The sequence below is a fragment of the Pseudomonas sp. 1L-C-7-B-C1 genome (genome assembly GCF_057291635.1).
In genome coordinates, this window is the sequence record NZ_JBXAWH010000003.1 from 370,820 (window position 1) to 396,608 (window position 25,789).

20 protein-coding genes and 1 tRNA gene are annotated in these 25,789 nt (G+C 62.8%); 5 read left to right on the top strand and 16 right to left on the bottom strand.

All coding sequences use genetic code 11. The features are described 5' to 3' along the window. The first annotated feature begins 264 nt into the window (after positions 1-264). Together AC0Z8Z_RS07095 and AC0Z8Z_RS07100 are read left to right on the top strand one after the other, a co-directional pair. On the top strand, positions 265-2,319 hold the full coding sequence (locus AC0Z8Z_RS07095; RefSeq protein WP_485618688.1) for a TonB-dependent siderophore receptor: 2,055 nt from the start codon (positions 265-267) through the stop codon (positions 2,317-2,319). 459 nt (positions 2,320-2,778) lie between these two features. Continuing rightward, a tRNA-Asn gene (locus tag AC0Z8Z_RS07100) sits at positions 2,779-2,854 on the top strand. 105 nt (positions 2,855-2,959) lie between these two features. Here the strand turns inward: AC0Z8Z_RS07100 and AC0Z8Z_RS07105 are convergent. The 8 genes from AC0Z8Z_RS07105 to AC0Z8Z_RS07140 form a co-directional block, all read right to left on the bottom strand. Continuing rightward, on the bottom strand, positions 2,960-3,646 hold the full coding sequence (locus AC0Z8Z_RS07105) for a RibD family protein (RefSeq protein ID WP_485618611.1): 687 nt from the start codon (positions 3,644-3,646) through the stop codon (positions 2,960-2,962). 429 nt (positions 3,647-4,075) lie between these two features. Beyond that, a complete protein-coding gene (locus tag AC0Z8Z_RS07110; protein WP_485618613.1) occupies positions 4,076-4,483 on the bottom strand; it encodes an SRPBCC family protein in 408 nt (135 codons plus the stop codon). 156 nt (positions 4,484-4,639) lie between these two features. Beyond that, positions 4,640-5,263, bottom strand: coding sequence for an isochorismate family cysteine hydrolase YcaC (gene ycaC / locus AC0Z8Z_RS07115; RefSeq protein ID WP_037010340.1), 624 nt, complete (start codon positions 5,261-5,263; stop codon positions 4,640-4,642). A 126-nt stretch (positions 5,264-5,389) separates the two neighbouring features. Next, positions 5,390-7,228, bottom strand: coding sequence for an amidohydrolase (locus AC0Z8Z_RS07120; RefSeq protein WP_485618689.1), 1,839 nt, complete (start codon positions 7,226-7,228; stop codon positions 5,390-5,392). Between the two features lie 145 nt (positions 7,229-7,373). Continuing rightward, complete coding sequence (locus tag AC0Z8Z_RS07125; protein WP_485618615.1) at positions 7,374-8,003, bottom strand: antibiotic biosynthesis monooxygenase; 630 nt, start codon at positions 8,001-8,003, stop codon at positions 7,374-7,376. Continuing rightward, positions 7,996-8,412: a DoxX family protein gene (locus AC0Z8Z_RS07130; RefSeq protein WP_122536253.1), complete on the bottom strand. Its 417-nt coding sequence runs from the start codon at positions 8,410-8,412 to the stop codon at positions 7,996-7,998. The genes AC0Z8Z_RS07125 and AC0Z8Z_RS07130 overlap by 8 nt, the downstream gene beginning before the upstream one ends. 1,021 nt (positions 8,413-9,433) lie before the next feature. Further along, positions 9,434-10,354, bottom strand: a complete 921-nt coding sequence (locus AC0Z8Z_RS07135) for a LysR family transcriptional regulator (RefSeq protein ID WP_485618617.1) — start codon at positions 10,352-10,354, stop codon at positions 9,434-9,436. Positions 10,355-10,483: 129 nt separating this feature from the next. Continuing rightward, positions 10,484-10,906, bottom strand: a complete 423-nt coding sequence (locus AC0Z8Z_RS07140) for an AraC family transcriptional regulator (protein WP_485618619.1) — start codon at positions 10,904-10,906, stop codon at positions 10,484-10,486. A gap of 225 nt (positions 10,907-11,131) precedes the next feature. Here AC0Z8Z_RS07140 and AC0Z8Z_RS07145 point away from each other — a divergent pair, with 225 nt between their 5' ends. Further along, complete coding sequence (locus tag AC0Z8Z_RS07145; RefSeq protein WP_485618621.1) at positions 11,132-11,776, top strand: phosphohydrolase; 645 nt, start codon at positions 11,132-11,134, stop codon at positions 11,774-11,776. Positions 11,777-11,805: 29 nt separating this feature from the next. Here the strand turns inward: AC0Z8Z_RS07145 and AC0Z8Z_RS07150 are convergent, their stop codons facing one another. From AC0Z8Z_RS07150 to AC0Z8Z_RS07180, 7 genes are all read right to left on the bottom strand, one after another. Further along, the gene (locus tag AC0Z8Z_RS07150; protein WP_485618623.1) at positions 11,806-14,091 is read right to left on the bottom strand and encodes an ATP-binding protein; all 2,286 of its coding nucleotides are present in this window, start codon (positions 14,089-14,091) and stop codon (positions 11,806-11,808) included. Between the two features lie 221 nt (positions 14,092-14,312). Beyond that, a complete protein-coding gene (locus AC0Z8Z_RS07155; RefSeq protein WP_485618625.1) occupies positions 14,313-14,930 on the bottom strand; it encodes a response regulator transcription factor in 618 nt (205 codons plus the stop codon). A 39-nt stretch (positions 14,931-14,969) separates the two neighbouring features. After that, positions 14,970-16,514 (bottom strand): ATP-binding protein, encoded by a 1,545-nt coding sequence (locus AC0Z8Z_RS07160; RefSeq protein WP_485618626.1) that lies wholly within the window; start codon positions 16,512-16,514, stop codon positions 14,970-14,972. Positions 16,515-16,982: 468 nt separating this feature from the next. Continuing rightward, positions 16,983-19,244 (bottom strand): xanthine dehydrogenase family protein molybdopterin-binding subunit, encoded by a 2,262-nt coding sequence (locus AC0Z8Z_RS07165; protein WP_485618627.1) that lies wholly within the window; start codon positions 19,242-19,244, stop codon positions 16,983-16,985. Continuing rightward, complete coding sequence (locus AC0Z8Z_RS07170; protein ID WP_172612371.1) at positions 19,241-19,705, bottom strand: (2Fe-2S)-binding protein; 465 nt, start codon at positions 19,703-19,705, stop codon at positions 19,241-19,243. The genes AC0Z8Z_RS07165 and AC0Z8Z_RS07170 overlap by 4 nt, the downstream gene beginning before the upstream one ends. Continuing rightward, on the bottom strand, positions 19,702-21,000 hold the full coding sequence (locus AC0Z8Z_RS07175; RefSeq protein ID WP_485618629.1) for a c-type cytochrome: 1,299 nt from the start codon (positions 20,998-21,000) through the stop codon (positions 19,702-19,704). Before AC0Z8Z_RS07175 ends, AC0Z8Z_RS07170 begins: the two co-directional genes overlap by 4 nt. A 111-nt stretch (positions 21,001-21,111) precedes the next feature. Further along, positions 21,112-22,122, bottom strand: coding sequence for an MBL fold metallo-hydrolase (locus tag AC0Z8Z_RS07180; protein ID WP_485618631.1), 1,011 nt, complete (start codon positions 22,120-22,122; stop codon positions 21,112-21,114). Between the two features lie 224 nt (positions 22,123-22,346). On the opposite strand from AC0Z8Z_RS07180, the gene AC0Z8Z_RS07185 reads away from it, so the two are divergent. Beyond that, the gene (locus AC0Z8Z_RS07185) at positions 22,347-23,777 is read left to right on the top strand and encodes a mechanosensitive ion channel domain-containing protein (RefSeq protein ID WP_485618633.1); all 1,431 of its coding nucleotides are present in this window, start codon (positions 22,347-22,349) and stop codon (positions 23,775-23,777) included. A 270-nt stretch (positions 23,778-24,047) separates the two neighbouring features. On the opposite strand, the gene AC0Z8Z_RS07190 is transcribed toward AC0Z8Z_RS07185, so the two are convergent. Continuing rightward, a complete protein-coding gene (locus AC0Z8Z_RS07190) occupies positions 24,048-24,533 on the bottom strand; it encodes a Dps family protein (protein WP_122535818.1) in 486 nt (161 codons plus the stop codon). 210 nt (positions 24,534-24,743) lie between these two features. On the opposite strand from AC0Z8Z_RS07190, the gene AC0Z8Z_RS07195 reads away from it, so the two are divergent. Beyond that, entirely contained in the window at positions 24,744-25,691 is a 948-nt protein-coding gene (locus tag AC0Z8Z_RS07195; protein ID WP_485618635.1) for a VTT domain-containing protein, read from the top strand. Positions 25,692-25,789: the final 98 nt, after the last annotated feature.

The window sequence follows — 25,789 nt, forward strand, 5'->3', positions numbered from 1 at the left end:
GTCTTCCCGGCCGAGGCGGTCCCACAGTCAAGGTCCATCAGCGCGCCGCCGAGTGCAGAGGTTCTCATCGCGTGACCGGCTGTAGCCGGGAAGAGCCCATCCCAGAGCCTTCAGCCCGTGAAAAAAATGTGAAAATCCCGTTAGTCATATCTGGTAATGATTCGCATCTTGATTCAGAATCGCGCTCCCACCGCGTCTTCAGGAACTTCGATCGTGATCCCTCGCCTCCCCGCCACCTTTCTCCTGGCCGGTGTCGTCACCGCCATGTCTGCTGCCAATGCAGCCGACGACGTCACCTTGCCCGCGATGCAGATCCAGGACACCGCCGCACAGGATGACGGGCAAAGCGTGGGCTATCAGGGCAAGCCGTCTTCGAGCACCACCAAGCTGGGGCTGACCAACAAGCAGACGCCTCAGGCGATTACGACCATCACCCGCGCGCAGATGAACGATTTCAAAATGAACGGGGTCAAGGACGCGCTGCGCTCGGCGCCGTCGGTGACCGTCGAGCAAAGCGAAAGCGACCGCACGGAGTTCACCTCCCGCGGGTTCGACATCGGCAGTTTCGAGTACGACGGCATGGGCATGCCCTTCGCCCAGACCATCATGATCGGTGACCTGGACATGGCCGAATTCGAGCAGATCGACGTGCTCCACGGCGCCAACGGTTTGATGAGCGGCACCGGCAATCCGTCAGCCACGGTCAACTTCATCCGCAAAAGACCGACGCGGGATTTCCAGGCGCAAATCGACACCAGCGTGGGCTCATGGGACAACCGTCGCATTGACGTCGACGTGTCGGGGCCATTGACCGACACCGGCAACGTGCGCGGCCGCTTCATCTATGCCCACGACAAGGGCAATTCGTGGATGGACCGCTACAGCCACGAGAAAAACGTCGCCGCTGGCCTGCTCGCCTTTGACCTGTCCGATGCCGACACCCTGACCGTGGGCTTCACCCAACACAACAGCGATTCCAACGGCAGTACCTGGGGCAACCTGCCGCTGGTCGACATCAATAACAATCCGATCCATTACAGCAGCCGCTCGTCCAACGTCGGCCAGCCGTGGACCTACTGGAACATGCACACCCAGCGCGCGTTCGCAGAATGGAAGCATGACTTCGGCAACGGCTGGAATGCCACGCTCACCGGCACCGGGATTACCGAATACCAGGACACCAACATGCTGTACGTCTCGAGTGTCACCGATGACGACGCCTCGGTGTTCGCCGCTGATACCTCCAGCAAGGCGCACCAGTTGCTGGGCGAAGCCAAGGTGTCCGGCCCGTTCAGCCTGTTCGGCCGCGACCATGAGCTGACCTTCGGCGCCGCCTACGGCCGCACTCACCAGAAGGCACGGGAATACGACGCCGACGAAGCCGGCTACTTCAATACCTCGTTTGCCGGCATTCTTGCCGGCAACACGCCGAGACCGCAGTTTGACTTCACCCGTGACACCAACACCCAGAATTTCGAGGACCGGCAGAAAAGCCTGTTCGCCGGTGCCCGCTTCAGCCTGGCGGATGATCTGCACTGGATCGCTGGTGCGCGCATGCTCAGCGTCGACGGCACGGGCGAGAGCTATGGCACCGATCATTCACAGCGCGAGCACGGCAAGGTCACGCCGTACACCGGTCTGGTCTACGACCTGACCCCGCAGTGGAGCGTCTACACCAGCTGGACGGAGATTTTCAATCCGCAGTACGGCACGGTCGGCGTCGACGGCAAAGTGCTCGCGCCGCTGGAAGGCAAGAGCCTGGAAGCCGGCGTAAAAGGCAGCGTGATGGACGATCGCCTGAACCTGACCGCCGCCGTGTTCAAGACCAAACAGAGCAACGTCCAATCGGCGGACTTCATCGAAGTGGGCTCGCAGTTCCGCTACTTCACCGATGATTACAAAAGCCACGGCATCGAGCTGGAAGCGTCGGGCGAAGCGCTGCCGGGTCTTGACCTGCTGGCGGGCTACACCTACGTGCACATCGAAAACGATGACGGCGACAAAGCCCGCCGTTATGTGCCCGCCCACGCCTTTCGCGGTATGGCCAGCTACCGGCTGCCAAGCCTGCCCCAGGCCAGAATCGGCACCCGGGTCAGCTGGCAGAGCGGGATTCAGAACGACAACTACAGCGTCATCCGCCAGAACGCCTACGCGCTGGTCGACCTGATGACCAGCTACGACATCGACAGCAACTGGAGCACGGCGCTGAACTTCAACAACGTCACCGACCGCAAATACCTGACCTCGCTGTACAGCGGCACGGCAAGCAACTACGGCGCCCCGCGCAACCTGACCGCGTCGTTGACCTGGCGCTATTGATTCAGGTCTGCCTCACTTGCTGGACACCGCACCCGCTCCCACAGGAAGTGTGGCTGATCCGCAATACTGTCGGCGCCTGGGCTGGCCTCTTCCCGGCTAAAGCCGGTCCCACTAAAAGCAGCGCGTGCATTCTGTGGGACCGGCTTCAGCCGGGAAGCTTTTGATCTTGATCGTTCCCCCGCTCTGCGTGGGAATGCATCCCGTGACGCTCCGCGTCACCTCCCCCGGCCTGAATGCGCGTCGTCTGCGGGACGCGGAGCGTCCGAGGCGGCGTTACCACGCGGAGCGTGGGAACGATCAAAAGGGGGATTTGGCTTGATGACAACCATAGAATCTCCCACACGTGACTCGCTGGCTGGAAGATCGATAACGCTATGCATCTGATAGGCGAGCCTATCCGATAACTTTTTTAACACGCTCGCTTGACTTCCCTTTTCCAATCAGTAAGATAGCGCGCATTCCGCGATAGCTCAGTTGGTAGAGCAAGTGACTGTTAATCACTGGGTCCCTGGTTCGAGTCCAGGTCGTGGAGCCAGACAGAAGTAAACGAAAAGGCCAGCGCTTAGCTGGCCTTTTTCGTTTCCGACGGTTTTGTTCTCTGGATGAAGCGGGACTGCATGAGCCCCGCTCCGCGCCAGGGTCAAGCCTTGGTGTAACGCAGCCAGACAGCGCCGCCGTCCTGAACCTGCGCCGAGGTCAATTTCAAGTGAGCCGGTTGCTTCCAGGCCTCGGTTGACACCTCGAACGACGCCGGGTGCTCGCCCCGCCCGTCGATCAGCGGCAGGATCAGCACACTGACTTCATCGACCAGCCCCGCGTTGACGAACGAGCCACTGACGTGAGGGCCACCCTCGACGATCAAGCGCTTGCAGCCCAGCTCGCTCGACAGGATCTGCACCACCTGCTGCAGGTCGATCTCGGTCTTCCCCGCGAAGATGTAAGACACCTGAATCGACTGCAGGTACGCCAGGTAGTCATCCGACACGCCTTCGGTCAGCACTTCGACGACGTGGGAATCCAGCGCCTGATTCTTCTTCCAGCCGACCTTGCCCTGAGGGTCGATGGACACCGCGTAGGCCTTGGCGTTGCGGTCAGCAAAATAGTGGCTGCGCTCGATAGGACCTGTAGCGAGGCCCTTGGGATAGCCCTCGTCGTGGGCGATTTCCTGCATGGTCACGCGTCCGCAGATCCAGGCGTCGAACGCGAAGGTCTGGGCGAGCTTCTCGTACAAATCACCGGCGTCCTTCTTGAACGCGCGATCCCAGCCATCGGTGAGGGCGTGGCCGTCGAGGGAGGACATCATGTGGCAAATGACATAAGGCTGCATGGCAGGCTCCAGGCTGATAAGTGTGTAAAGCCGACCCGGAACGCGCGGCAATAGTTCACCCCGTCACCCGGTTTTGCCCTTCCAGCACCCTGCCCCATCATTGCCGGTGATGTAGACCATGAAGCCTATTGTCTTCAGCTTCGACAGGGCTCGCGTACCATCGCGTCATTCCAGACCCGACACGGAACCACTACAAGGACCATGACCATGACCCTGCACATCATCAACGCCGTTGCCCTTACCGCCGTGACCGTTTTCCTGGTCAACCGCGCATTTGCCCTGTACGACCTGATCAATGCAGCAACAGTGTCCGAGCACATCTAAGGCCTCAAACGCCTGACGCGACAACGATTCAAGCACGGCACCGATATGCCAGGCCGCAATGGCCTGGCGGTCCCGCGATGATCGGCGGCCTACATTTTCAACGACTTAGAAATTGGCCTTCAGCGCCTCAAGACCACCCTCGTAAATGCCCTTGAACAACGCCTCGACTTCCGCATCGGAAACACCGTCGGCGGTGAAAACCCCTGACCAATCCACCAACGCCCCATTGGCGCCATCTTCTTTGACTGTCAGCGTTGCCAGATATGAACTGATTGGAAACGGCCCCTTGTCGATGGAGTAGCTGTAGGTGCGCGCCTTATTGTCGTAGGTCTCCAGACGCTCGGTGATTTCAGCGCCGTCGTCGGTGATCAGATGACGCACGCGCCCGCCTTCCTGCGACTCGCTTGTCTTGATGAAGGGCAGCCAATCGTTTAGCGACAGGAAGCCTCCGGTCAGCGCCCAGACCTTGTCGGCCGAGACCGGGATGCGAACGGATGCAGATGCTTGAGCCATGATGTTTTCTCCAGACGTGGGGCAGCGGCCGATCCGCCAACGCTGAATGGCGTGGCGGGGCCGCGCCCTCTTTGATAAGCGTTAACCGCGAGCAATCTTGTCACGGTTATCGCTGATTCGGGAGGGTGTGCGCCGCAATAACGCGGCGCAGCGGTGTTACTTGGCGGTGAAGGCCGAATAGCTGTTCATCAGGTTGCGGTAGTTCGGAATGCGCTGGGACAACAGATTTGCCAGGCCTTCCATGTCGTTGCGCCAGTCGCCCTGCAGCTCGCAGGCCACCGAGAACCAGTTCATCAACTGTGCGCCGGCTGCGGTCATGCGCGCCCACGCGGCTTTTTGCACCACGTCATTGAAGGTGCCCGACGCATCGGTGACCACGAACACGTCGAAACCTTCTTCCAGCGCGCACAGGGTCGGGAACGCCACGCAGACGTCAGTCACGACGCCGGCGATGATGATCTGCTTGCGGCCGGTGGCCTTGATTGCCTTGACGAAATCTTCGTTGTCCCAGGCGTTGATCTGGCCAGGACGGGCAATGTACGGCGCGTCCGGGAACATCGCCTTGAGCTCGGGCACCAGCGGGCCGTTCGGGCCGGTTTCGAAGCTGGTGGTGAGGATGGTCGGCAGGTTGAAGAACTTGGCGCAGTCGGCCAGGGCCAGCACGTTGTTCTTGAACTCGTTCGGCGTGAAGTCCTGCACCAGCGAGATCAGGCCGGTCTGGTGATCGACCAGCAGAACCACGGCATCATCTTTGTTCAAGCGCTTGTAGGGAACGGTCATGATTGACTCCATTGAGTGGGTGACGGATGAGTACGGGAGCCAGCGCATCACGCTGACGGTGAGCCACGTCGGTCAGTGCCGACGAGGCCTTTCATGCTCTTTTCAATTGCTCTGTTCAGGCGCAGATCAGAAGGCGAAGCACGAGCAGCCAAACGCACCCCAGAAACCCTGGAAGTCGCTGACCGGTACTTTCGACTGGCGCGCTTTATCGTGGCTGTGGGCATGGACGCCGCAGGGGCCGCTGCACTGGTGAACCGCCGCGGCCATCGGTGCCCCCGGACGCCAGTGGCCCGGAACCTTGGAAACCGGCGACCAGTCCGGCAGCACCGGCACGCTCGGCGGTGCCAGATCGTCGAACTCGCCGGCGCCGTACACCACTTTGCCGTCAACGATGGTCAGCACCGATTCGATCCACTTGATCGACTCTTCCGGCACGCTGAAGAAGTCTTGGGACAACGCCACCACGTCCGCCAGCTGGCCGACCTTGATCTGGCCCTTTTTGCCCTGCTCAGAGGAAAACCAGGCGCTGCCACGGGTGAACAGTTCCAGCGCGGTTTCCCGGGATAAGCCTTCCGGGTACAGCTCCAGGCCGCCGACGGTGCGACCGCTGACCATCCAGTACAGCGAAGTCCAGGGGTTGTAGCTCGACACGCGGGTGGCGTCGGTGCCGGCGCCCACCGGCACGCCTTCGGCCAGCATGCGTTTGATCGGCGGCGTGTGCTCGCCGGCCTTGGCGCCGTAGCGCTCGACGAAATACTCGCCCTGGAAGGCCATACGGTCCTGAATCGCGATGCCGCCGCCCAGCGCCTTGACCCGCTCGATGTTCTTCGGCGTGATGGTTTCGCAGTGGTCGAAGAACCACGGGATGCCGTTGAACGGAATCTCGCGATTGACCTTCTCGAACACGTCGAGCATGCGCGAGATCGATTCGTCATAGGTGGCGTGCAGGCGGAACGGCCAGCGGTGCTCGACCAGGTGACGCACCACCGGTTCGAGGTCCTGCTCCATGCCCGCCGGTAAATCGGGGCGCGGCTCGAGGAAGTCTTCGAAATCCGCGGCCGAGAAGGTCAGCATCTCGCCGGCGCCGTTGTGGCGCAGGAAGTCGTCGCCCTGATGCAGCGTGACGGTGTTAGTCCAGTGCTTGAAATCTTCCAGCTCTTCCTTGGGCTTCTGGGTGAACAGGTTGTAGGCGATGCGCACGGTCAGCTGTTTGGCCTCGGCCAGTTGCGTGATCACGGCGTAATCGTCCGGGTAGTTCTGGTAGCCGCCGCCGGCGTCGATGGCGCTGGTCAGGCCCAGGCGGTTCAGCTCGCGCATGAACTGGCGCGTAGAGTTGACCTGATACTCCAGCGGCAGCTTCGGCCCCTTGGCCAGGGTCGAGTAGAGAATCATCGCGTTGGGCTTGGCCACCAGCATGCCGGTCGGGTCGCCGTTGCTGTCGCGGACAATCTCGCCACCCGGCGGGTTCGGCGTGTCGCGGGTGTAGCCGGCCACACGCAGCGCGGCGCGGTTGAGCAGCGCGCGGTCGTACAGGTGGAGGACGAACACCGGGGTGTCGGGCGCAGCCTGGTTGAGTTCTTCGAGGGTTGGCATGCGTTTTTCGGCAAACTGGAATTCGTTCCAGCCACCGACCACGCGCACCCATTGCGGCGTGGGTGTGCGATCAGCCTGGGCCTTGAGCATGCGCAGCGCGTCGACGAGCGACGGCACGCCTTCCCAGCGAAGTTCGAGGTTGTAATTGAGCCCGCCACGGATCAGGTGCAAGTGCGAGTCATTGAGGCCCGGGATCACCGTGCGCTTGTGCATGTCGATGACCTGCGTGGCCGCGCCGCGCTGGGCCATGATCTCCGCGTCGCTGCCCACGGCGACGAATTTCCCGCCGCTGATGGCCACGGCGCTGGCCTTGGGTTTTTCCTGGTCAACCGTGTGGAAATTACCGTTGAAGAGAATCAGATCGACGTTCATCGCGCCTCCGTTGGCAGACGTTTTAGATGCCCCGACAGCAAGGCCGGTGGCAGGCATGGAAGAAAACAGTGCGGCGGCCGCGCCGAGCAGCGAGCCCTTGGCGACGAACCGGCGACGGTCGCTGGAAGACGGTTGATCGGCGTCGTCATCCTTCATGATCGGCTCCGACCACCGGCGCGGGCCGGGCATTCAGCCAGGGTGCAAACAGCCGCGTCGCGCGGGGCATCAGCACGTAGACCACCAGCAGGACGATGGTCACGGTGACCAGTGCGGTGCTGATGATGTAATGGGCCAACAGCGGGTACAGGCGGAACACCGGTCCCCAGACCAGCGGGACCAGCAGGGTCAGTGGGCAGATGACCAGAAAGGTCACGCAGGCCTGTTTCCAGCGTGGCGGCGGGCTTTCAGCGGCGGGGACGAACCAGAATTCATTGTGCGGGTTGACCTCGGTGAAATCGCCGTCGGCCAGCATGGGCGCTGCTTCGGCGACGAGCTCGCGGCGGTGAGAAGAGTCCATCCAGCGCTGCATGGCGTCGGTCGAACAGAAACGCAACACGCAGGTAAACATGTGCAAGCCGTCGGCCTTGCCGCGTATGACGTCCACGCCCAGATGCCCGGGGTAGCTGGCCGCCATGGCGACGATGCGCCTCAGCCAGGCTTCGTATTGGGCTTCCAGCCCGGCCTTGATCCGGTGCTTGACCACCAGGGTGACGATCTCGTCGGCGGACAGTTTCGACGTCGGGACGGTGTCGGCGGTCGTGGCGTAATCAGGCATAGCGAAGCGCTCCAGGCAAACCATGGTTGAGCGCCAGACGACCGGGTCCGGCGATCAGCACACTGGTGAAGATAATCAGTAATAGCCAGCCGAACTGGCCCTGTTCGACGCTCCACTCGCTGTGTACCACGATGAGCGCGACCAGCAGCAGGATGAGAATAGGCAGGCATGCCAGTCGCGCCAGTACGCCGGTCAGAATCAGCAGGGGGCAGAGGACTTCGGCGAAGATGGCCATGCTCAGGGTGAGGGTGGCGCCGAGGTGAAACGGGTCTTCGATGAGGGTCAGCTGGGTGTTGAAGTCGAGCAGTTTTGGCAGGCCGTGGACGAACAGCAGGAACAGTGCGCCGGCGGATCTGAGGAATAGCAGCCCGAGGTCTTGTGCGCGGTCGTTGTGGGTTGGGTAGGTCATCACACACCATTCATTGCGTGGGCCACGTTTGCCGAGGTGCCGGAGTACGTGGCCGATGAATTCAGTGTGGCGGGGCGACGGAGGTGGGTATTGAACAGACGTGCTTTTGAGGATCCAGATCAAGATCAAGATCCTTAAGATCACAAGCGTCTGCCTGGGGGCAGACTGTTTCGCCTTCGGCGACTTACTTTTGAAAAGCACCAAAAGTAAGCAAAAGTGCCTGCTCCTGGTTGGGTTCCTCCTTCGTCGGAATACCCTCACTCCGACGACGCTCCGTGGGCGCGCGCCGAACGGACATCCATGTCCGCAACGGCGCTCTCGCCGCATCCATGCGGCTCGGCCCACTCCGCGTCGTCTGCGTTCGGCCTGCACCCAAGTCGCGATTGGCGTCGTCTGGGAGTTTTGTGTTTAAAGATCAAAAGCAGATCAAGTGCAGATCCAGGGCGGGTCAAGCGAAGGACTTGTAGGAGTGAGCTTGCTCACGAAGGGCCGGTATATCCATCGGATATCTGGTGTTTTTGATAGGGCATTCGCGAGCAAGCTCGCTCCCACAGGGAGGAGGTGCTATCAGCAAAAATGTCAGCGCCTGAGCTGGCCTCTTCCCGGCTGAAGCCGGTCCCACTAAAAGCATCGCGTATACCCTGTGGAATCGCCTCCGACTGTAGGACCGGCTTCAGCCGGGAAGCTTTTGATCTGCTTTTGATCTGCTTTTGGTCTGTTTTTGATCTTCATACGCAAAAAGCCCAAACACCACAAATCGCGACTTGGGTGCAGGCTGAACGCAGGTCTCGCGGAGTGGGCCGAGCGGCATGGATGCCGCGAGAGCCGCCCCCCGCCATGGATGGCGGATGGCGGCGGGCCCACGGAGCGAGACCGGAGTGAAGGAACCCTGAGGAACGAAGGGCCCAACCAGGAGCAGGCACTTTTGCTTACTTTTGGTGCTTTTCAAAAGTAAGTCGCCGAAGGCGAAACAGTCTGCCCCCAGGCAGACGCCTTGGATCTTGATCTTAAAGACCTTGCGCTACGGCAAAGGCCGCGTCTCCTGAGACATGAACTCAGTAATCCGCGAGCGCAGCCACCGCTCCGCCGGATCGTTATCGTGCACGCCCGCCCAGACCATCGACAACTCGGCAGGCTCGATCGGAAAGGGCGGATCCTCTGCTCGCAAAGCGCACCCCTCAATCAGGGCGCAGGCAGCGTAGTCCGGGACCGTCGCGATCAGCTCGGTGCCCGCCAGCAGCGCACGCAATCCGCTGAACTGCGGCACCGCCACCACCACCCTCCTCGCCCGCCCGACTTTCGCCAGGTCGATATCGATCTTGCCGCTCAGGTCACCCGAGAACGACACCATGGTGTGCGGCCGCTGGCAGAATTCATCCAGCGTCAACGGCTCCGGGCGTTTGTCGCCGCGCAATACCTTGACGCCGATGTCGCGCAGCTTCTTGCGCTTGGCGTTGGCCGGCAGTTCAGTGGTGTAGCTGATGCCCACGGAAATCTCCCCCGACGCCAGCAACGCCGGCATCAGCAGGAAATTGGCCCGGCGCACCACCACGATGATGCCCGGCGCTTCTTCACGCAGACGGTTGAGCAACGGCGGGAACAGGCCGAACTCGGCGTCGTCCGACAAGCCAATGCGGAAGATGTCGCAACTGGTCGCCGGATCGAATTCCTTCGCCCGACTCACCGCCCCGGAGATGGTGTCCAGCGCCGGTTGCAGTTCCTTGAGGATCGCCAGGGCCCGGGCTGTGGGCTCCATGGCGCGGCCGTTGCGCAGCAGCAAGGGGTCGTCGAACAGGTCGCGCAATCTGGCCAGTGCCGCACTGATCGCCGGCTGGCCCATGAACAGCTTTTCCGCTACCCGCGTGAGGTTGCGCTCGAACATCAATGCTTCGAAGATCACCAGCAGGTTCATGTCGACGCGGCGCAGGTCGTTGCGGTTCATTCAGCGATTCCGGGGTGGGCGTTATCGGGAGGCCTGACTATGCCAGACCGGCGCAGGTATACACAGCTGCCGAGGCCGTGTCTTGAACATCGGTGCTGTCGCGCCCGACGATGGCTCGGGACGCGGCCCTCAACAGGCGTGCGCGCGCTGGGCCAAACACCCCTTGGCTGGCAAAAGGGCCATGGTCCGGCGCCAGCTGCACGGGGTCAGCCCCACCACGCGACTGAACACCCGGGTGAAATGCGACTGGTCGGCGAAACCGCAATCCAGGCTGATCTGCGAGATGGTCAGCACTGACTCGCCAAGCAACGCCCGGGCCTTGTCCAGGCGCATCTGCAAGAACCAGTCGCGAGGGGAAAGCCCGGTGTTCTTCTTGAACGCGCGGGAGAAGTGACTGCGCGACAGCGAACATTCGGCAGCGATGCGGGCGATGGACAGCCCTTTGTCCATCTGGCTGGACATCAAGTCCTTGGCCCGACGCTCCTGCCACGGCGACAGCGCGACGCGCTCGAGAACGGATTCGGGGTTCAGCAAGGGGTTGAATGCAGTCATGTCAGGCGCTCCAGCTTCACCGTTGGCGGTGAGCGAAGTCTCTACAGCAGCGTTCTTAAAGTCCTTCTCCCGGTATTAATCGTTCTGAAAAGTCGTACGACGACATGCCTCGTCGCGGTGCGCGCAAGCCGCTTTCAGAACGTTTAAGGCAGCACCAAGGACGGCCATTGGCCAGCGCGATACCGTGCCAGCTCCGAAGATTCGGTTCGCTGCGAGGGACTGCATGTGACCACCCGATACGTGGCCGGAATTTTGATTCCCGACGGTGCGATGGCCCAAGCGGCAACCGACCTGATGCGTGATCACCAGTCCGACCTGCTGCTGAACGCGGCCTGCCGCACGTTCGTCTTCGCCAGCCTGCTGGGGCACAGTCGCGGCCTGCGATTAGATACCGACCTCTTGTACACCGCCGCACTGTTTCTGCGCATCGGCATCACCCGGCTGTACGCCCGGTCGCAACTGCGGTTTGAAGTCGACAGCGCCAACGCCGCCGCCCAGTTCCTGCGCGGGCATGGCCGGTCGTGGGACGACATCGCCCAGGTCTGGGACGCCATCGCGCTGCACACCACGCCGGGCATCCCGCAGCACAAACCGCCGTTGACCGCCCTGCTCTGCGCCGCGGTCGAAACCGATTTGACCGGCGCGCATTGCCAGTGCTTCAGCCCCGCCGCTCAGGCGCGGGTGTTGGCCGCTTACCCCCGGGAACCCGGTTTCAAATTCAAGTTTCTGCATGTCATGGCGATGGGGCAGCTGCATCGCCCGCACTCCACGCTGGGCACGACAAACGCCGACGTGCTGTCGTTTCACGCCCATCGTATGCACGCTGGCGGCTTTTGCGAACGACTGCTTGCTTCGACATGGCCGTACTGAACAGCCCGGACTTCGATGAGCCGTCGGCGCTACTCGACGACGGGCAAGGTGAACACGAAGGTCGCACCGCCGAAGCGGGCCGGCATGGCGTAGAGGTGGCCACCGTGGGCCGTGATGATCGACTGACAGATCGCCAGTCCCATGCCCATGCCTTTGTCCTTGGTGGTGAAAAACGCGTTGAACAGCTGATGCAGGTCCACCGGCTCGATGCCGCGGCCGCTGTCTTCAACGCTGACAACCACGTAATCGCGGCCCACCACTTCGCTGGTGATAGACAGCCGCCGCAGCACGTGATCGCCTGCGCTCATGGCGTCCAGCGCGTTGAGGATCAGGTTCAGCACCACTTGCTGCAGTTGCACGCTGGAGGCGCACACCCGCAACGGTGAACAGGTCAGATGAGTGGTCATCAAAACCCGCTGCTGTTCGACTTCGACACCGGTCAGCGCCACCACATGGCGAATCACGTCATTGATCAGCAGCTGTCGCCGGTGGTGGGGCCCCTGCCGCGCCAGGCTCTGCAGCGCGTTGACGATCTCCCCGGCGCGCCGGCCCTGGGCGACGATGTCGCGCAGCCCGGACAAGGCTTCGTCCACCTGCGGGTTTTCGCGATTGAGCCAGCGGATGCCGGCGGCGGCATTGGACACCATCGACGCCAGCGGCTGGTTGATTTCGTGGGCAATGGACGCTGCCAGCTCACCCATCACCGTGGCCTGGGCGATGCTGGCCAGCCGGGCCCGAGCACCGCGCAGGGCGATCTCGACATCCCGACGCCGCGCGTTTTCCTGCTCCAGTTCCTGATGCAGGCGCGCGGTTTCCAGGGAAATCGCCGCCTGGCTGGCGAGCAGTTCCAGCACCTCGGTGCGACAGAGGGTGAAGACGCCGGGCGCGAGGTTGTTTTCCAGGTACAACACGCCGAGCACCCTGCTCTGCTTAACCAGCGGCACGCACAAGGCCGAGCGCACCCCATGCTGGCGCACGTATTCATCGGCGCCGAAGTAGGCATCGCCGCAGACATCGTCCAGCACCAGGCGCTGGCGTGTGCGCATCACCCGGTACAGGATCGACAGCGGCAGATGCCGGTTGTCTGGAGCGCTGTCCGCCAACTCGATGTGCAAGCCGTCGGCGCCGCTCTGGCCGATTGCGCGAATCACCGGCGCCTCGTCCTTTACCAGCAGCAGCAAGGCGCGTTGCGCACCGGCATGAACAATAGTGTTGCGCAACAGCGTTTCGATCAGCCGGTCCAGCTCACTCTCGTCGCGCAGCGCGTGGGCGGATTTCATGACGGAGGACAGGTCCAGGGCATCACGTCCGCTCAGGTTGATCGATGTACGTGCCGACCACGCCTCCAGATTACGCAACGCAAGGGTCGGATCGTGGGAAGGCGTGCGGATAGACGCGTCATGTTGGCCATTGGACGGGTCAGGCTGAAGATCCGGAATGTCCCGCAGTTCCTGCCACTGACGCAGCATTTCGTTCAAATCCCGGTGCAGGGCCGCCGCGCATTGATAACGGTCATCCGGGTTTTTAGCGATCAAACGATGCACCAGACCGGCCAACGGCTCAGGGATGTCGCCGCGGTGCTGGCTCAGCGGCGGCGGTATTCGCGCAACGTGGCAATACACCCATTCCACCGCATCGGTGGCCTCAAAGGGCAATCGCCCGGCCAGCCATTCATAAAAGGTCATGCCCAGCGCATAGAGGTCGCTGCGCTGGTCAGCCTGACGCTCAATCCGACGCGACTGTTCGGGCGCCATGTAGCCGAGGGAGCCACAAATGGCGTCGACTACCGGCAGCGGCGACGCCAACTGCACATCGACGCTCAGGCCGAAACCGCTGAGCCGGACCACACCGTCTGCGTCCTGGATCAGGTTGCACGGTTTGATATCGCGGTGCAGCAGGCCTGCTTCGTGAGCGCCTGATACGGCGGCAGCGGCAGCGATGGCCCGCTGCAAAAAGCCTTCGATGGACAGCGGCGCCTGGGGCTGATCATGAAGCGCCACGCCGCTGGCATCCTCCAGCACCATCAGCGTGCCTTCCGGCCCCGACAGCAGTGCCACCGGCTGCACGGCCCATTGCGGCATCAGCCGGGGCGCCAGTGAAAATTCGTGTTCAAGACGGCGGATTGCAGCGATCGAGGCGTCGGGAGCAGGACGAACGATGCGCCAGTGGCGATCCTCCTGCGTCAGCGTGACCCGGTAATGGGCGACTTCTCCATCGACAAACAGCAACTGCCAGACGAGCCGATCCAGCCACAGGGGCCCGAATGCCCCGGCGCTGGAGATAGCCGTGTATGGCCCGTTGAAAATGCTGCTCATGGAGCCCCTTTATTATTGGAATTCTGTTGCTGGCACCGTCCCGGCCATTGCCGGCTAAAGCCCGTCCCGTTGGCACGACCTCTGGGAGCGAGCTTGCTCGCGAAGGCGCCATTCAGGCTGATGAGGATTTGGCGGATGTACCGGCCTCTTCGTGAGCAAGCTCACTCCCACAGGGATAGTGTTCGCAACACCTCTTCTGAAAGCATCGCCGATCTCAACGGTCATTTCGCCAGGCAACCCAGCCGGTCACTCATCTTCACCAGCTCAATGACATTGCGCGCATCCATCTTTGTCAGGACGTGCTTTTTATGCACCTTTGCAGTCACTTCGCTGGTGCCCAATTCACCGGCAATCTGTTTATTCATCTTGCCGGTGATCAGCAGCGCCATGACTTGCCGTTCCCTCGGCGTGAGGCTGTCGAAACGCGCTTTCACGCAGGCGGTCAGGCAGCGCTCGTCCATGTTTGCCGCGTCACTGGTCAGCGCTTCACGCACCAGATCCAGCAACTGCTCCGGTTCGAAGGGTTTGGTCAGGAACTCCCGGGCGCCGGCCTTGATAGCACGCACGGACATGGCGATGGTGCCGTAACCGGTCATGAAAATGATCGGGAAGGTCTGGCCGCGATCCAGCAAGCTCTGTTGCAGATCGAAGCCGGTGCCCTGGGCCAGATTGACATCCAGCAGCAAGCAGAGGGGACCCTGGCTCAGGGGGCAGTCGAGAAACGCCTGGGCGCTGTCGAACACTTCGCAGGCGATGTCCGCCGAATGCAACAGCCGCTGTAAGGAAGTGCGGATGGCAGCGTCGTCGTCCACCACATAGACCTTGGGGTTCACGTTCATGACAGGCTCATAAAGGATTTCGTCGCAGCAACGGACCTGTTAACGGCCAATGGCCAATGCTCTTTGATGCCGCGCATGATACCCGTCGGGCCCGGCCGGCACAGCCCTGATGCTTTGCAGCGTCGCCAGGGCCGACGGTGCGTCGTAATCCTGCGCACGCGGCGCGTGGGTCTCCGTCGAGACGGTGTCGTGGGCGCTTGCGATCAGCAGGCAGGCGCGGGTTGTACCGAGCATTCGATAGAAACGGAAGGGTCCCTGGGCACTGACCATCAGCAGCGACTTGGTGGCCAGACGCACGATGCAATCCATGATGCAGGCCCGCGGCAGACGGGTTCGCTGCAAGGCATCGCAGGCACGTTCCAGCGTAAAGCGACCGTCCAGCTCCGCCAGCTGCCGCAGCACGGTGCGCTCTTCGCGACCGAGCAAACGCAGGCTCCAGGCCAGCGACGCCTGCAGCGTTTGCTGACGCGGCGGCGCGGTGCGCAACGACGCCGAGAGCATGTGCAGGCTACCGTCCAGGCTCGCCACCAGTTGATAAAGCCCCAAGGCGCAGGCCCGGGCGGCGGCCATTTCCAGCGCCAGCGGCATACCGTCGAGCCGGCGGCAGATTTCGCCCACCAACTCGACGCTGTAATCGTCCAGTTCGGCGTTGCCGTCAGCCGCAAGATGGCTGTCCAGCGCACGCCACTGACGCAGGAACAACTGCGCCGACGCACTGCGCAGAATGGTCTCTCGGGAGGCATTGAGCTCAGGGACGTCCAGGGGCGGCACCTGCAGGCTGCGCTCGCCGGCGATGCGCAACGGCTCGCGGCTGGTGGCAACCGCGCGCACCGCCGGTGCTCCGCGCAGAATCACCTCCAGCAGGCTGGCGACGCTTTCGACCAGGTGCTCGCAGTTGTCCAGAATGATCAGCCCCGGCTGCTGCTGCAGACAGCGGATCAGCCCTTGCAGGTCCGGATCACCACCGCTGCAGTCCAAGCCGACCGCGCTGGCAAACGCTTCCAGCAGCAGCTCGGCGCATTGCAGTTGCGCCAGCGGCACGAAGTACACAGGGGTCGTGCCGGCGTCCAGCAGGGTCTGGCCCAGTTCGGCGGCCAAGGCGGTTTTGCCCACGCCGCCCGGGCCGATCAGCGTGACCAGCGCGCAGCCCTCGGCCAGAGCGTTGTTCACTTCATCCAGCAATGCCTGGCGCCCGAGCAAAGCGATGCGGGCCGGCAGGCGGTGATGGCAACTGATGCCGTGCAGCATGGACGGCGTGCGAGCATGGTTGTGGGGAGGGTTGTGGGCATCGAGGCTTTCCCCACCCAGCAGCACATAGCCACGGCCAGGCACAGTGCGGATCCGCTCACGGTCGTTGCCCAACGCTTTGCGCAGCGCGGAGATATGCACTTGCAGGTTGTTCTCTTCAACCACGGTGTCCGGCCAGACACTCTGAAGGATCAGTTCCTTACTGACCAACTGACCCTGATGACGCAGCAAGATGTCGAGTATGTCGAAAGCGCGGGTGCCAATGCGCATGGCGACGCCGTCCTTGAACACGTCTCTGTGCTCGCGGGAAATCATCGTCTGACCGAGACTTATCATTTCATGCAGTCCTTGGAAGTGGAGTCGCAGGCCCTGATTCGCTGACCATCGTCCGGGCGAGGTTGAATCCCGGAGACGTACAGCGCAGCTATCCATTTTTAACAAGCGCTCATCTAACCAGTTAAAAACAATCGCCGATATTAGCTGTAGGGATAGTGACCCCACGGGTTAACCACAAGCGGCATGCTTTGAGCTGCAAGGGCTCAAGACCGCCGCCTTGAGCGATGCCCAGAGGATCGCCGCCCTTGTGGCGCCCGAAGTATAGGCTGCGGATCCGGCATAAACATGACTGCAGCTTTGCGCTGGACGCAAAAGGCTTTTGCGTTCAACGCATCTTATTGCCGCGCACGCACCGCTCGAAGGCTGGCGGCGGTCAGCCGTGGCCCCTGATACCTGCCCTCGACAAAAACGCCCCTGAAAAAAACGCCCCGGCTTTTAGACCGGGGCGTTTTTATTGCCTCAATGCCTTTACAGCGCGCGGTGCCAGCCGCTGCGCGCCAATGGCAGGGACAGCAGCCGTTTGCCCGTGGCATTTGACAGGGCATTACCCAGCGCGGCGGCCATAGGACCCTGCACAATCTCGGCGGCGCCAAGAAACGCCTGGCCGGGCTGGTCGAGCACGTGCACCTCGACCTGCCGGGGCAAGGCCGGGAAGCGCAGGATCGGGTAGCCGCTCCAGTCATAGCTGCGCACGCCGGCAGGGTCATAATCGACCTGCTCGTACAGCGTCCAGCTGGCCGACTGGACGATCCCGCCCTCAACCTGATTGCGCAGCCCGTCCGGGCTGACCACCTGACCGACATCCACCGCCGTGACAACCCGATCGATGACCACCTCGCCGGTCTGACGCTGGACATGCACCTGCACCGCGATCGCGCAGTAGCCCATGATGTTTTTGTAGCGGGCGAAGGCAAAGCCGATGCCGCTGCCGGGGCCACCGGCTTTGGTCGGCCACTGAAACGCCGCAGCGACCTTCTCGATCACCGCCCGGGCGCGCGGATCACTGAGGTTGCGCAAACGGAATTCGACCGGGTCGACGCCGGCTTGCACGGCCAACTCGTCCATGGCGGACTCGATACCGAAGACGTTGACGTGAGCGCCCAGCGAGCGCATCGCCGAGGTGCGAAACGGCATCTGCGTGACAAACGTCATGTTGATCCGACTGCTGGCGACGTCATACAGCGGGATCACGTTGCGGTCGCCATCCCCCTCGGGCTGGGCAATCGGCACCGAAGGCGCCGGCGCGAACGGCTTCGCCAACAGCCACGCCGGCATCAGACGCCCGGCGTTGACGATCCGCTCGTTGTGCGGCGTGGTCCACAGCTCGGCGTTCCAGAGGCCCAGGCGCCCGCCGGCATCCGCCGCGACATCCAGCTCGACGCGCATCGCCGAGCTGTATGGCTCCCAGAGATGTTCCTGCTCGCGCATCCATTGCACGCGGATCGGCTTGCCCGGGAGCGCCATGGCAATCAACGCTGCATCGGCGGCGGCATCATCAGCGCCGTTGTGGCCATAGCAGCCCGAGCCTTCGGCATGAATACAGCGCACCTGTGCCAGCGGCAGTCCCAGCATTTCAGCGATGCCGGCCCGCAGCGGGTAGACCCCCTGGGTGTGGGTCCAGACGGTCAACGTGCCTTCGTTGAACCAGGCCACCGAGCACGACGGGCCGATGGAGCCGTGCATCAAGTACTGCTTGGTCACCGTCGCTTTCCAACGGTGCACCGGACTGAGCGACGAACTGATAACCGACCCGCCGGAATTACGGATCGGATAGCGTTTCGACGGCAGCTCGGTCAGCAACTGATGGATATTGCCTGAATCAGGCAGCGCATCCCCTTCGGACCAGCGTGCCAGTTCATGGCCCTTGCGCATGGCCTTGATCGCCTGCCATTCGTCCTCGGCGACCACAGCCAGGTAGCTGCCATTGCGCACCAGTCTGACCCCTCCGCCCATGTTGTCGATGGCGGACGGGTCGATTGCTTCGAGCCGGCAGCCGCGGCGCGGCGGTCGAATGACCCGGGCGTGAAGCATGCCGGGCAAGCGCATGTCCTGGACATAACTGGCACCGCCGCTGACCTTGGCGGGGATGTCGACGCGCGGCAACGAGTGTCCGATCCGGGTGAAGCGGTCGGGCGCCATGGCCGGCGAACGGGCGCTGGCATAGGGGTGCAACTGAACGCCGACGAGCGCCTGGGCGTAGGTCATCGATTGGTTGGCGGGCCCCTGGATCACGGCGTCCTTTGTGCTGAGCTGCTCGACCGTGCTCCCCCATTGCCGCGCGGCGGATTCAAGCAGCAGTTGGCGAACCTGTGCGGCGGCATTGAACAACGCCGTGCCGCTGTCGAACATCGTGTGGCTGCCGGCGGTGTAGCCTTCGTTCGGGGTAAGCGCGGTGTCGGCCGTCAGAAAATGAATCAGCTGCGGCGCGACCTCAAGACGTTCTGCCGCCACTTGCAGCAAAGCCGTCTTCACACCGGTGCCCAACTCGACCTTGCCCGTGTAGACGGTGATGACGTTCTGCTCGTCGATCCGAATCCAGGCGTCCAGGAACGGATTGGTGCGCAGGCTGCCAGGCAGATCCGGCGCCAGCACCAGTGTGCCCAGGGTGTCGACCTCGGTGTCGGCAAATGCGCGCCCCGCCCCCGGCACCATCGCGAACCCCACCACCAGCGCGCCGTTGATGATGAACGCCCGCCGGCCCTGGTCGACCCTCTCCTCGCCGTGCTTCATGGGTTCACCCTGGCCGCCAACGTGGCCTTGATCGCCGCGAAAATCCGCAGGTGCGTGCCACAGCGGCACAGGTTCGGCGCCATGTGCGTGCGTATCTGCTCGTCGGTGGGCGCTGCGACGGTATCGATCAGCGCCTGGGCGCGCATGATCATGCCGGCGATGCAATAACCGCACTGCGCGGCCTGGTTGTCGATAAACGCTTGTTGCAACGGCCCGGGCTTGTCGGCACTGCCCAGGCCTTCGACGGTTTTGACCGCCCGGCCCGTGGCGGCGCCCGAAGGCAGCAGGCAGGAAAAGACCGGTTTGCCTTCGACCATCACCGTGCAGGCGCCGCACTGCCCAAGGCCGCAGCCATATTTGGCACCGTTGAGTTGCAGGTAATTGCGCAGCGCGTAGAGCAGTGGCATGTCCGGATCGATGTCCAGCGAATGATCCGTGCCATTGACGTTCAGCGTGATCATTTCGACTGACCCTCCTGACGAAGCGTGTTGACCGTTTGTTGCAGATCGCGCCACGGCGCGGCGCCACACGCCTGATTGCGCAGGTAACCGGCGAGCGCGGCGATGTGCGCGTCGTCGAGGGTGTCGGCGAACGGCGGCATGTAATGACTGGGCGCCCGGTCTGACATCGGGATGCCATCGAGAATCGTCTTGATCAGGTTTCGCGGGTCGCTTGCGGTAGCCGCCGACACCACGCTCAGGCCCGGCCGTCCGTCGATCGTACGCATGGGCGCCCCGCCGCCGTGACAGCCCGCGCAGGCCCCGGCGAAAAGCGCTTCGCCCTGAGCCAACGCCGGCGCCGATACACGGCTCGCAGCACCTGCTGACGCTGCGCCTGTTGCCCCGCAGTCTGGACCGGGTGACGGCGTGTTGCTGTCCAGGCTGAGGAGGTACTCGGCGATGGCTTGAGCGTCCGCTTCAGGCAGTTGCGCCAGACTCAGGCTGACCGGCAGCATTGGCCCGGCCGCCGCACCGTGATGCCCTGCCACGCCGGCGCGCAGGTAGGTCACCAACTGCTCGGCGGTCCATGGGTTGCTGCGCTGTGCCATGCCGGTCAGCGCCGGTGCATTCCAGCCGTCCACCAGACCGCCGCCGAGATGCTCGCTGTTCTTCTCGCCTCCGATGAAGTTGAGCGGCGTATGGCAGGACGAACAATGCCCCGCGCCTTCGACCAGATAGCGCCCGCGATTCCATTGCGCCGAGCGATCCGGCAGGTCGGTCAGGCGATCGTCACGCAAAAAAAGCAGGTTCCAGAATGACACCAGCGGGCGGAAATTCATCGGGAACATCATGTGGTTTTCCGGCGCACGGGCCGAGACCGGGTCGACGCTCATGAGGTAGGCGTATACGTCGCTGATGTCGCCATCGGACATCTTGCTGTAGTGGACGTAGGGAAACGCCGGATAGAGAAAGTGGCCGTCGCGGGAAACGCCGTGGCGCATGGCGCGAACGAATGCTTCAGGCGACCAGTTGCCGATGCCCGTCTCGCGGTCGGGGGTGATATTGGTGGTGTACAACGTACCGAAGGGCGTCACCAATGGCAGCCCGCCCGCCATGTACGCACCGCCGGGGCGCGTGTGACAGACCGCGCAATCGCCCTGCTCCGCCACCCGCGAGCCACGCCGGGCGCTGGCGTCGTCGATCGCCGGCGCCTTCAACAATGGATCGATCGAGGGGCGCCAGAGCATTGCCGCGCAGACGATCAGGCCGGCGACGACGATCATCGATGCTGCCCGGTAAAGCGTCCCACGCCTCATGTCACCCCCTGATTCTCGCCGGCCAACCTCTGCTCAGACTAGCCGTTAAATCCACCGGGACTTGTACCGCTGTGCTCAAAGTTGCAGCCGCCTCGGCGCCCGCAACTCAGACTATTCCAACAACGGCACATGAGCCGCGCGTTGATACGGGCCGTACTCGACCGGCACCCACTGGAAGTGCTTGTCGATGGCGACGATGTGGCCGGTGCCGGGGAATGGGAGGTGTGCGGCGGCGACCCAGATCTTCTTGCTGGCCGCTTGAGTGAACACCTGATCGCGGCTGGCGATGGCCTTCTGGCTGTTCTCGTCGAAAGCGATGCTCACTGCCGGGTGATCGAACTGCACGGCCAGGCTGTGGATCAGGTCGCCGATGAACAGAATGGTCTGGCCCCTGGAGCTGAATTGGTACGTCGTGCTGCCCGGCGTGTGCCCCGCCTCCAGCGCTGTGCTGACTTCCGGCACCGGCGACTGGCCCGGGGCGAAGGTCTTGAACCGGCCTGCGGCGACGTAGGGTGCGGTGGACTCCTGGGCGATCCTGAAGTAGGCCTTGGCCTGCTCCGGCACCCGGCCGATGGCGGTGGGGTCCAGCCAGTAATCGGCTTCGGGTTTGGCGGCGTACACCGTGGCATTGGCGAACACCGGTTTCTTTTCGGCGTCGACCAGGCCGCAGACGTGATCCAGGTGCATGTGAGTCAGCAGAATGGTGTCGACCTGACCCGGCTGATACCCGGCGGCCTTGATGTTCTGCGAAAGCATGCCTGCCGTCTCGCCGATGCATTGGCCGGCGCCGCTGTCGACGAGGATCAGGTGCTCGCCGGTGTTGATCAGGAACGCGTTGAACGCGGTCTGCACGCCCGGCGTGTCGATGTCGCGGCGGGCGAGCAAGGCGCGGATCGCTTCAGGCTTCATGCCCTTGAGCAGCTTGGGCGACAGGTCGTTGTAGCCGTCGAACAGCGCCGTGACTTCGTAGTCGCCGACGGCCAGACGGAAATAACCGGGCACCTGGGTTTTCTGCTGGGCGGGCGCTTGAGCGAAGGCCAGACCAGAGCACAAGGCGACTCCGAGAGCGACGGAGCCCGCCAAAGAAACGGAACGGGCGAGTGGAAGAACGGATGAGCGCATGGAGATGCCTCGAATCGGAGAAAGAGAGGCGTCCGATACTGCGCTGTCCGTGGGTAATGGTCTTGAAGCATTGTGCTTGAAGCATCGCGTTTTTTTTGCAGGATCACCAGGCCCCATCGGTTATAGACATCGTCCATGGTCATGCCTACATTGAGCGCGCGCATTCGCGCGGGCCAGCCAGGCCCTGCACGTTAGCCCCTGCACTTTTCCTGCGGATATCTTTCATGTCGACCGTCGTCCCTCACTATTCGCTGGCCTGGAGCCTGCTTCTGTTGTTCGCCGACGCGCTGGCCTGGCACTTGCTGGCCGACCGCAACCGGCTGGCGCGCATTGCCACGCGGCTGGCGGCATTCGTCGCCTACAGCCTGGTGATCATCAATGCCGGCGTGAGCCCGCTGGAAGCGCCGGCCTGGCCTGACGACAGCGCCCTGCAATTCGGCGCGACGGCACTGGCGATCGTCTGGTGGCTCTACGCGGCGCGTACCCTCACCGTGGTCCTCGGGCTGGCGCTGACCAGTCGCGTGGGACACAGTGGTCGGCTGTTGCAGGAAGTCATCGGTGCGGTGATTTTCCTGATCGCCATCGTGGCGGCGGCGGGTTATGTGCTGCAGCTCCCGGTCAAGGGGCTGCTGGCAACGTCCGGGGCGATGGCGATCATCGTCGGCCTGGCCCTGCAGAGCACGCTGAGCGACGTGTTCTCCGGGATCATCCTCAACACCACCAAGCCGTATCAGGTCGACGACTCGATCTCCATCGACGGCATGGAAGGCAAAGTCATGGACATCGACTGGCGCGCCACGCATTTGCTCACGGGCGTCGGCACCATGGTGGTCATTCCCAATTCCGTGGCGGCCAAAGCCAAAATCGTCAATTTGAGCCGACCGGTCCATATTCATGGCGTGTCGATCAACATCATGATGTCACCGCACATTCGCCCGCGCCGGGTGCTCGATGCGCTGGAGCGTGCGTTGCAGGGCTGCAGCGCTCTGCTGCAGACGCCCAAGCCTCGCGCAGTGGTCAAGGAAACCAGCCCCACCACCATTGAATACGCGGTCACCGGGTTCATCAGCGACCTGAACAACAAGAGCGATGTGCGCAATCTGCTGTTCGATCTGGCCTATCGGCATCTGGAAGCGGCGGGCATCGCCTGGCAGTCGGAAACCACCGCCGAAGCGATGTCTAGGCCGCGGGCGTTGCTGGACGAGGTCAAGGTGTTCCGCACCAGCACCGCCGAAGAAAAGGACCACCTGGCCCAGAGCATGGTCGCGCGGGAATACACCGCCGGGCAGACGATCATCGAAGTCGATGAGATCACCGACGGCTTGCTGGTGATTGCCACAGGCGTGGTGTCAGCGAGCGTCAAGGACGGCAACGAGATGGTGGAAGCCGGGCGCATGGGCCCGGGCGAAGTGATGGGTGAGCAGAGTGTGCTGGCCGACACGCCGTCCCAGGCGCGCTTCACCGCCCTCACCTCCTGCGTCGTTTACCGCATCGACAAAACCGCCACCCGGCAGGCCATGGAACAGCGCGTTGAAATCGTCACGGCGTTGAACAAGCTGCAAGCGGTCCGCCAGCAAGGCACCCAGCACGTGCTGATGCGCAAACCGGCGGTGATCAAGAAGAATAATTTTCTGGGATGGTTGCAGAAGCGATAAATGAATGGTGAATTCAGTGGGACCGGCTTTAGCCGGGAAGAGGCCAGTATGTACACCATAAGATCTTCGGAGTTACGCCTGACGCCTTCCCGGCTGAAGCCGGTCCCACAATTGACCGCGGTCCGACGATGGATCGCGGTGTCTTAGTGGGACCGGCTTTAGCCGGGAAGAGGCCGGTCTGTACACCATAAATTTTGCGGTGTTACACCTGACGCCTTCCCGGCTGAAGCCGGTCCTACAGAGAATTGGCCGTCAGCCGCATCGCAAATGTCAGGCAACGAACCCGTCACCCTCCAGCAGCGAGCGCAGCATCCACGCGGCCTTTTCGTGGACTTGCATGCGTTGGGTCAGCAGGTCGGCAGTCGGCTCGTCGCTGACCTTTTCCAGCAGCGGGAACAGTTCGCGCGCGGTGCGTACCACCGCCTCCTGCCCTTCAACCAGTTGCTGGATCATGTCAGTCGCCGCAGGCACGCCCGGCTCTTCCTTGATCGACGACAACCGCGCATAGGTGGAATAAGTGCCTGGCGCCGGGAAGCCCAGGGCTCGAATGCGTTCGGCAACGGAGTCCACCGCCGTCGCCAGTTCGGTGTATTGCTCTTCGAACAGCAGGTGCAGCGTGCGGAACATCGGGCCGGTCACGTTCCAGTGGAAGTTGTGGGTTTTCAGGTACAGCACGTAGGTGTCGGAAAGCAGTCGCGACAGTCCTTCAACGATCTCTGCACGGTCCTGCTCGTTGATTCCGATTTCAATAGCCATGAATTGCTCCCTAAGGTCTGTTGATTGCTGAGGGGTCGATTTTAGAGAGCAAGGCGGCTGGACGGAAATCAGCCATGGCAATCGCTGCCATCGACGCGGCCTATGAAACGTTCCCCGGCCAAAGCCATTCAGCGTTGACACAAAAGCGCTGTTCGGCGACGGTACGGCCACCGCTTTTTCACTCCCTGAACCTTCCGAACAGGCACCGCCATGAACGAACTGCAGCAGCTGAATGAAAGCCACGGGCTGTTGCTGGTGTTCGTCAACGTGCTGCTGGAGCAGATCGGCTTGCCGGTGCCGGCCTACCCGACCCTGATCGTGACCGGGGCGCTGGCCATGCAGAGCAAGCCGCTGTTGGGCGCCGGGGTGCTGGTGGCGATGGTCGCCTGCCTGATCGCCGATGGGCTGTGGTATTGGGCCGGCAAGCGTTATGGCGGCGTGCTGCTCAAGACCATCTGCAAGATTTCCCTGTCCCAGGACACCTGCATTCGTCAGGGGCTGACCGTCTACGAGCGTGTTGGGCCCAGGGCAATGCTACTGTCGAAATTCCTGCCCGGCGCGGGCGCCTTGGTCACCACCGTGGCCGGCATGAACGCCACGCCGATCGGGGTGTTCGTGCGCTATTCCCTGGCCGGTTCATTTATCTGGGCGGGTTCGGCGCTGCTGTTGGGCATGCTGTTCAGTGACGCGCTGATCCCCATGCTCGACTGGTTGAGCGGCTACATCCCGGTCGCCATCGTCAGCGTACTGGCGGTGCTGGGGCTGTTCATTGGCTGGAAGTACGCCAAGCGGCGTCGGCTCAAGGCGCGCACGGCACGAGTACCGCGCATCACTGTTCCCGAGCTGCTGGCCCTGCGCGACACCGTGGATGCGCCGGTGGTCATCGACGTGCGGCCGAGTTTTCATGCGGCCGTCGTCGAGGGCATACCGGGAGCGGTGTCGATCAGTCTCGAGGAACCCATCGCGCCGTGGATCGAGCGCCTGGGGGATGTCGACATGGTGTTCTATTGCGCCTGCCCGAATGAGCTGTCGGCGGCATTGCTGGCGGAAAAGCTCCACGCCCACGGCCTGACCCGGGGCAAAGCGCTCATCGGCGGGCTGGATGCGTGGCAGGCTGCCCATGTGCAGCCTGAGGCAACGGGCAGAACGGCGGCGTGAGTTTGGGAGTATCCAGACGGGACTGCCTGCCGGGATGGGATTGATGTGGGAGCGAGCTTGCTCGCGAATGGGTGTTCCAGCCGACAGACCTCTGCGGA

Bases quoted from the DNA above. Each gene is read 5' to 3' on its own strand.
- AC0Z8Z_RS07095 (WP_485618688.1), top strand. From the start codon at position 265: ATGTCTGCTGCCAATGCAGCCGACGACGTCACCTTGCCCGCGATGCAG.
- AC0Z8Z_RS07105 (WP_485618611.1), bottom strand. From the start codon at position 3,646: ATGCAGCCTTATGTCATTTGCCACATGATGTCCTCCCTCGACGGCCAC.
- AC0Z8Z_RS07110 (WP_485618613.1), bottom strand. From the start codon at position 4,483: ATGGCTCAAGCATCTGCATCCGTTCGCATCCCGGTCTCGGCCGACAAG.
- ycaC (WP_037010340.1), bottom strand. From the start codon at position 5,263: ATGACCGTTCCCTACAAGCGCTTGAACAAAGATGATGCCGTGGTTCTG.
- AC0Z8Z_RS07120 (WP_485618689.1), bottom strand. From the start codon at position 7,228: ATGAACGTCGATCTGATTCTCTTCAACGGTAATTTCCACACGGTTGAC.
- AC0Z8Z_RS07125 (WP_485618615.1), bottom strand. From the start codon at position 8,003: ATGCCTGATTACGCCACGACCGCCGACACCGTCCCGACGTCGAAACTG.
- AC0Z8Z_RS07130 (WP_122536253.1), bottom strand. From the start codon at position 8,412: ATGACCTACCCAACCCACAACGACCGCGCACAAGACCTCGGGCTGCTA.
- AC0Z8Z_RS07135 (WP_485618617.1), bottom strand. From the start codon at position 10,354: ATGAACCGCAACGACCTGCGCCGCGTCGACATGAACCTGCTGGTGATC.
- AC0Z8Z_RS07140 (WP_485618619.1), bottom strand. From the start codon at position 10,906: ATGACTGCATTCAACCCCTTGCTGAACCCCGAATCCGTTCTCGAGCGC.
- AC0Z8Z_RS07150 (WP_485618623.1), bottom strand. From the start codon at position 14,091: ATGAGCAGCATTTTCAACGGGCCATACACGGCTATCTCCAGCGCCGGG.
- AC0Z8Z_RS07155 (WP_485618625.1), bottom strand. From the start codon at position 14,930: ATGAACGTGAACCCCAAGGTCTATGTGGTGGACGACGACGCTGCCATC.
- AC0Z8Z_RS07160 (WP_485618626.1), bottom strand. From the start codon at position 16,514: ATGATAAGTCTCGGTCAGACGATGATTTCCCGCGAGCACAGAGACGTG.
- AC0Z8Z_RS07165 (WP_485618627.1), bottom strand. From the start codon at position 19,244: ATGAAGCACGGCGAGGAGAGGGTCGACCAGGGCCGGCGGGCGTTCATC.
- AC0Z8Z_RS07170 (WP_172612371.1), bottom strand. From the start codon at position 19,705: ATGATCACGCTGAACGTCAATGGCACGGATCATTCGCTGGACATCGAT.
- AC0Z8Z_RS07175 (WP_485618629.1), bottom strand. From the start codon at position 21,000: ATGAGGCGTGGGACGCTTTACCGGGCAGCATCGATGATCGTCGTCGCC.
- AC0Z8Z_RS07180 (WP_485618631.1), bottom strand. From the start codon at position 22,122: ATGCGCTCATCCGTTCTTCCACTCGCCCGTTCCGTTTCTTTGGCGGGC.
- AC0Z8Z_RS07185 (WP_485618633.1), top strand. From the start codon at position 22,347: ATGTCGACCGTCGTCCCTCACTATTCGCTGGCCTGGAGCCTGCTTCTG.
- AC0Z8Z_RS07190 (WP_122535818.1), bottom strand. From the start codon at position 24,533: ATGGCTATTGAAATCGGAATCAACGAGCAGGACCGTGCAGAGATCGTT.
- AC0Z8Z_RS07195 (WP_485618635.1), top strand. From the start codon at position 24,744: ATGAACGAACTGCAGCAGCTGAATGAAAGCCACGGGCTGTTGCTGGTG.